4 protein-coding genes are annotated in these 6,449 nt (G+C 69.5%); 3 read left to right on the top strand and 1 reads right to left on the bottom strand.

Going from position 1 to position 6,449, the window contains the following annotated elements; translation table 11 throughout:
• Nucleotides 1–198: 198 nt before the first annotated feature.
• Nucleotides 199–1,638 (bottom strand): NADP-dependent phosphogluconate dehydrogenase, encoded by a 1,440-nt coding sequence (gnd, locus tag P3L51_RS13875; protein WP_354605487.1) that lies wholly within the window; start codon nt 1,636–1,638, stop codon nt 199–201.
• A 366-nt stretch (nt 1,639–2,004) separates the two neighbouring features.
• On the opposite strand from gnd, the gene P3L51_RS13870 reads away from it, so the two are divergent.
• The 3 genes from P3L51_RS13870 to P3L51_RS13860 all read left to right on the top strand — a co-directional run bounded on the left by P3L51_RS13870 (nt 2,005) and on the right by P3L51_RS13860 (nt 6,325).
• The gene (locus P3L51_RS13870) at nt 2,005–3,102 is read left to right on the top strand and encodes a DUF1996 domain-containing protein (protein ID WP_354605486.1); all 1,098 of its coding nucleotides are present in this window, start codon (nt 2,005–2,007) and stop codon (nt 3,100–3,102) included.
• A gap of 174 nt (nt 3,103–3,276) precedes the next feature.
• On the top strand, nt 3,277–4,995 hold the full coding sequence (locus P3L51_RS13865) for a discoidin domain-containing protein (protein ID WP_354605489.1): 1,719 nt from the start codon (nt 3,277–3,279) through the stop codon (nt 4,993–4,995).
• Nucleotides 4,996–5,563: 568 nt separating this feature from the next.
• Nucleotides 5,564–6,325 carry a DeoR/GlpR family DNA-binding transcription regulator gene (locus tag P3L51_RS13860; protein ID WP_354605485.1) on the top strand — a complete coding sequence of 254 codons (762 nt, stop codon included), beginning with the start codon at nt 5,564–5,566 and terminating at the stop codon, nt 6,323–6,325.
• Nucleotides 6,326–6,449 lie beyond the last annotated feature (124 nt).

Below are 6,449 nucleotides of genomic sequence, written 5' to 3'. Positions count from 1 at the left end.
GACCGCGGCCCGGCCCGGCGCCCGTCCCCGCGCCGCCGCCCGCGCCGTCACCGGACCCGATCCCCAGCCCGCCGGGCCCCGACCCGGTCCCGGACCCGGAGCCCCAGCCGGGGCCGCTCGGGTGAGGCGACAGGCATGAACGGCCGGACGCCGACGGTCGGTCGACCCGTCGGCGTCCGGTCGTTCAGCGAGCCCCGGTCAGCCGGAGACCTCTGAGCGGTCGCCGCCCCACAGGGTGTGGAACGAGCCCTCGCGGTCCGTACGCCGGTAGGTGTGCGCACCGAAGAAGTCCCGCTGGCCCTGCGTGAGCGCGGCCGGCAGCCGCTCCGCGCGCAGCGCGTCGTAGTACGAGAGCGCCGCCGCGAAGCCCGGTGTCGGCACACCCTGCCGCACCGCCGTCGCGATCACCTCGCGCCAGTCGTCCTGCGCCGCGCCGATCTCCTCGGCGAACTGCTTGTCGGCCAGCAGGCTCGGCAGATCGCGCTGCGCGTCGTACGCGCCCCGGATCCGGTCCAGGAACGCCGCCCGGATGATGCAGCCCGCACGCCAGATCGCGGCGACGGACCCGAGGTCGATGTTCCAGCCGTACTCCTCGCTGCCCGCCTGGATCTGGTGGAAGCCCTGCGTGTACGACACGATCTTCGACGCGTACAGCGCCTGCTCGACCTGGTCCGCGAAGCGCGCCGCCTCGTCCTCGCTCAGCGCCGTCGCCGTCGGGCCCGGCAGCGTCTGCGAGACGTCCCGCAGCGCGGCGTGCCCGGACAGTGAGCGCGCGAAGACCGCCTCGGCGATACCGGAGACCGGCACACCGAGATCGAGGGCGATCTGCACCGTCCAGCGGCCGGTGCCCTTCTGCTCGGCCTGGTCGACGACGACGTCGACGAAGGGCTTGCCCGTCGCGGCGTCCTGGTGGGCCAGCACTTCGGCCGTGATCTCGATCAGGTACGAGTCGAGCCGCCCGGTGTTCCACGTCCGGAACGTCTCGGCGATCTTCTCGGGGGAGTAGCCGGCGACCGAGCGCAGCAGGTGGTACGCCTCCGCGATCAGCTGCATGTCGGCGTACTCGATGCCGTTGTGCACCATCTTCACGAAGTGCCCGGCGCCGTCGGGGCCGATGTGGGCCACCGTCGGGGTACCGTCCGGGGCCTTCGCGGCGATGCGCTCCAGCAGCGGGCCGAGCGATTCGTAACTCTCCTTCGAGCCGCCCGGCATGATGCTCGGTCCGTGCAGCGCGCCCTCCTCGCCGCCGGAGATGCCCACGCCGACGAAGTGGATGCCGCGCTCGCGCAGCTCCTTCTCGCGGCGCCTGGTGTCGGCGAAGTGCGCGTTGCCGCCGTCGATGATGACGTCGCCCTCTTCGAGCAGCGGGGCGAACTCCTGGATCACGGCGTCGGTCGCGTCGCCGGCCTTCACCATGATGACGAGTCGGCGCGGGCGCTCCAGCGCGGCGACGAACTCCTCCGCGGAGTCCGCGGGAACGAAGACACCCTCCTCGCCGAACTCCTCCACCAGCGCGTGGGTCTTCGACGCGGTGCGGTTGTGCAGGGCGACGGCGAAGCCGTTGCGGGCGAAGTTGCGGGCGAGATTGCGGCCCATCACCGCGAGCCCGGTGACACCGATCTGGGCAGTACCACTCATGCGTGTGCTCCTGGGTCTCCGTCGGATGTACCTCGTCCGGCGGTAGGGATACGTACCGTCGGACAAGGCGGTTCATCGATCTTCAAGCCGCCCGCATTCTTCCGCATTCCGGGTCGGTCGCGTCGGGTCCGTTCATTTCTTGGTCAGAGGTGGCGTCCGTACGGACCATCGTTCACCAACTCTTGACACTCTCTCAGCGTCGGCGTAACACTGGCCTGGCTTTGGAGAGCGCTCTCCCGCAGTGATCCCGGTGTTCCTGACGGTCCCGGATCCAGGAGCCGCTCTCCGCGGTGCACCGTCCAGTACCACTCTCTCCCCCCACCGCATACGCCCCGTATGCGGACGAAGAGCGGCATGGAGGTCCGCATGGCCGAAAGACTCCGCAGAACCACCCTGGTGTCCGCGTTGCTCGTATTCACCGCCCTGGCCCTGGTGGCCATGGGTCTGACCGCGATCACGGACACCGCTACCGCCGACCCCAAGAACGACCGCTCCACCGCGGCCGCGTCCCACACGGGACACAAGATGCCCCCGGCCGTTCCCGTGCCCTCGGGCGACGACCCCGACGGCGACGGCTACATACCGGCGAACCCGCCGGTCACCGGCGTCGTACCGTCGGCCGAGATACCGCCGCACCGCTACTTCCACGAGTTCCAGGCGAACTGCGAGGTCACCCACACCAGGCCGGACGACCCGATCGTCTACCCCGGCCAGTCGGGCGCTTCGCACGACCACACCTTCATGGGCAACAGGACCACCAACGCCAACAGCACGACGGCGTCGCTGGACGCCGGCACCACGGCGTGCAAGGCGCCGGGCGACCGGTCCGCGTACTGGATGCCGACCCTGCTCAACGGGGACGTGCCGGTACGGCCCATCGGCCCGCAGGTCATCTACTACAAGGCGGGAGTCACCGACTACCGGACCGTCCGGCCGTTCCCGAAGGGCCTGCGGTTCGTCGTCGGCAGTCCCACCCAGACGGCCGAGCAGTTCCGCAACCATCCGGGCTGGGTGGAGGGCTGGGAGTGCGGTAACTCCTTCAACAACACCGAGATCCCGGCCAGTTGCCCGGCCACCCGTGACGTCCAGCTCAACCTCCGCTTCCAGGCCCCCAGTTGCTGGGACGGAAAGTATCTGGACACCCCGGACCACAAGAGCCACATGGCCTATCCGCTCGTCCAGGGCGCCAACCAGGACGTCTGCCCGACGTCGCACCCGGTGGCGCTGCCGATGGTCGAGTTCAAGATGGCATGGCCGGTGAACGGAGACATGTCCAAGGTGAGGCTCGCGAGTGGGACGGGGCACTCCTTCCACTACGACTTCTTCAACGCCTGGGACAACGCCACGCTGCGCGCCATGGTCAACCACTGCGTCGTCGGTGGCCTCCAGTGCGACGCGCGCGGCTACGACCAGAACAACCCCGGGGCCGGTGCGGCCCTGAACCAGGACTACGAACTGCCGTAACCGGGACCGCTCTCCCGTCGGGGTGTACTCCGCCCTGATGGGAGAGCGCTCTCCCATCAGCTTCGCCGTGCTGCTCGCTTCCGCCCTCCCTCTCCCCGCCCGCACTCTCCCCACAGGTGACTCATGAGCGATACGAAACTCCTCCCAAGACTCGCCCCCGGCCGTCTCCGCGCGATGGCGTCGGTCGCCGCCACCACGCTCCTCGCCGCCTTCGCCGTGACCGTCCCGGCCGCCGCCCCCGCGCAGGCGGCCGGCAGCGTCGTCAAGGTCACCGGATCCCAGGGCGCCTGGCAGTTGACCGTCGACGGCGCGCCGTACCAGGTCAAGGGCCTGACCTGGGGGCCGTCCGTCGCCGACGCGGGCAGATACCTGCCCGACGTGGCCTCCATGGGCGTCAACACCATCCGGACCTGGGGCACCGACGGCACCACCAAGCCCCTCCTCGACTCGGCCGCCGCCAACGGCGTCAAGGTCATCGCCGGCTTCTGGCTCCAGCCCGGCGGCGGCCCCGGAAGCGGTGGCTGCGTCAACTACCTCACCGACACGCAGTACAAGAACGACATGCTCGCCGAGTTCCCCAGGTGGGTGCAGACCTACAAGGACCACGCGGGCGTGCTGATGTGGAACGTCGGCAACGAGTCCGTACTCGGCCTGCAGAACTGCTACAGCGGCGACGCCCTGGAGCAACAGCGCAACGCCTACACGACCTTCGTCAACGACATCGCCAAGAAGATCCACTCCGTCGACCCGAACCACCCGGTGACCTCCACCGACGCGTGGACCGGGGCCTGGCCGTACTACCAGCGCAACTCGCCCGACCTCGACCTGTATTCGGTCAACTCCTACGCCGACGTGTGCAACATCGAGGAGACCTGGAACGCCGGCCGCTACACGAAGCCCTACCTCGTCACCGAGGGCGGCCCGGCCGGTGAGTGGGAGGTCGACGACGACGTCAACGGCGTCGCGTCGGAGCCCACCGACGTGGCGAAGGCCCAGGGCTACAAGGACGCGTGGAACTGCGTCACCGGCCACCGGGGCGTCGCGCTCGGGGCGACACTCTTCCACTACGGCACCGAGTACGACTTCGGCGGCGTCTGGTTCAACCTGCTGCCCGCGGGCCAGAAGCGCCTCTCGTACTACGCGGTGAAGGAGGCGTACGGCAGGAGCACCGCCGGCGACAACAAGCCGCCGGTGATCACGAACATGGCCGTCGACGGCGCCACCGCCGTACCCGCCGGACGTCCGTTCAAGGTCACGTCGGACGTGACGGACCCGAACGGCGACGCCCTGAGCTACGAGGTCCTGGTCAACAGCAAGTACATAGACAACGGCGGCCAGTTGACCCCGGCGCAGTTCACCGCCCAGGGCAACGGGGACTTCACCGTGACCGCGCCGGACAAGCTCGGTGTGTGGAAGGTGTACATCAAGGCGTCCGACGGCAAGGGCAACGTGGGGATCGAGACCAAGTCCTTCAAGGTCGTGCCGCCGCCCGTCGGCGGCACCAACGTCGCCCGGGGGAAGCCGGCCTCGGCGTCGTCCTTCCAGCCCGGCAGTGTCGGCTGCCCCTGCCCGGCGTCCAACGCCGTCGACGGTGACTTCGGCAGCCGGTGGGCCAGCGACTGGGCCGATCCGCAGTGGATCCAGGTCGACCTGGGCGCGCGCACCGGCTTCAAGCACGTACAACTCGCCTGGGAGGCCGCGTACGCCAAGAGCTACACCGTCCAGACGTCCGACAACGGGCAGGACTGGAGCACCCTGAAGACCGTCACGGGGGGCAACGGGGGCATCGACGACATCGAGGTCACCGGCGCGGGCCGGTACGTACGGGTGAACGCGACCGAACGCGGCACCGCGTGGGGCTACTCGCTCTACGAGTTCGGGGTCTACAGCTGACCGGGCCCGCCCGGACCGATCCGGTCGGAACCGGCGGCTGATCGCTCCTGCCGCGCCGTGCTCTCCCCGCCGGCGGCGCGGTGGTCCCGCGGCGGGTCACGGAAGATCCGTGGCCCGCCGCGGGCTTTCGCGCGCCCGTCCGCGCCCGCCCGTGCTCGCCCGCGCCCGTTTCCCTCGATCACGCGCCCGTATGACGGGCGCGATTCGGCGGTACTTCCGCCGCGATTCGCGCGTGATTCGTACGTGGTCCGTACATGTTTCGGTGCCCGTTTCGCTGACCGTTTTGGGGGGTCGGACGGGACGCAGCTCACGTTTAGACGGCCGATTCACGGAAGCCCGCCCACCGCTTCGGGCGCCGTTCGGGCATCGATCAGCGTCAATCGGTCAACGAACCGGGCGCCGAAGGGGGTTACCCCCCGTACGACCAGCACGTACGCTGCTGAGCAAACGGGCATGAACGGGCACACTCAAAGCTGCGTAGAGCCTGGTCGAGCCGGGGTTCTTGCTTGTACAAACGACCCATGAGCCCGAACGGGTGCTGAGCCGCAGCAGAGCAGGGAAGTGTGTCGTGGACACGGACGAGCGCCGACGAGAGATCCTTGAGATAGCCCGACGTGACGGGTCGGTGGAAGTCACCTCGCTGGCCACGAAGTTGAGCGTCGCCAAGGAGACCGTCCGGCGTGACCTGCACGCCCTGGAGGAGCACGGCCTGGTACGGCGCACCCACGGCGGCGCCTACCCCGTCGAGAGCGCCGGCTACGAGACGACCCTCGCGGTGCGGACCACCCGCCTCGTACCGCAGAAGTCACGCATCGCGACAGCCGCCGCCGACCTCATCGGCGACGCCGAAACGGTCTTCATCGACGAGGGCTTCACCCCCCAGCTCGTCGCCGAGGCCCTGCCCAGGGACCGGCCGTTGACCGTCGTCACCGCGTCACTGGCGGTCGCCACCGGACTCGCCGACGCGGACAAGATCGCCGTCCTGCTGCTCGGCGGCCGGGTGCGCGGCGGCACCCTGGCGACCGTCGACCACTGGGCGACCCGGATGCTCTCCGACTTCGTCATCGACCTGGCGTACGTCGGCGCGAACGGCATCTCGCGCGAGTACGGGCTGACCACCCCTGACCCGGCCGTCAGCGAGGTGAAGGCCCAGGCCATGCGCAGCGCGCGCCGCAAGGTGTTCGCCGGAATCCACACCAAGTTCGGCGCCGTGAGCTTCTGCCGGTTCGCCGATGTCGGTGACTTCGAGACGATCGTCACCGACGTCGGACTCCCGTCGGCGGAGGCGCAGCGCTATTCGCTGCTCGGCCCCCAGGTCATCCGCGTCTGACCGGCCTCACGTCTTCCCGGACCCCCGCCGCAGCGGCCAGGGGGCGGGACCCGTACGGCCCCGAGACACCCCCGAGATCCTTTCCACCCCTCACAACCACCACCGGCAGTTACCGCAACCGAAT

The sequence above is a fragment of the Streptomyces panacea genome (assembly GCF_040560175.1).
In the GTDB taxonomy this organism is placed as follows: Bacteria; Actinomycetota; Actinomycetes; order Streptomycetales; family Streptomycetaceae; genus Streptomyces; species Streptomyces panacea.
The sequence above is the reverse complement of the archived record's forward strand: the minus strand, read 5'-3'. Positions and strand labels throughout refer to the sequence as shown.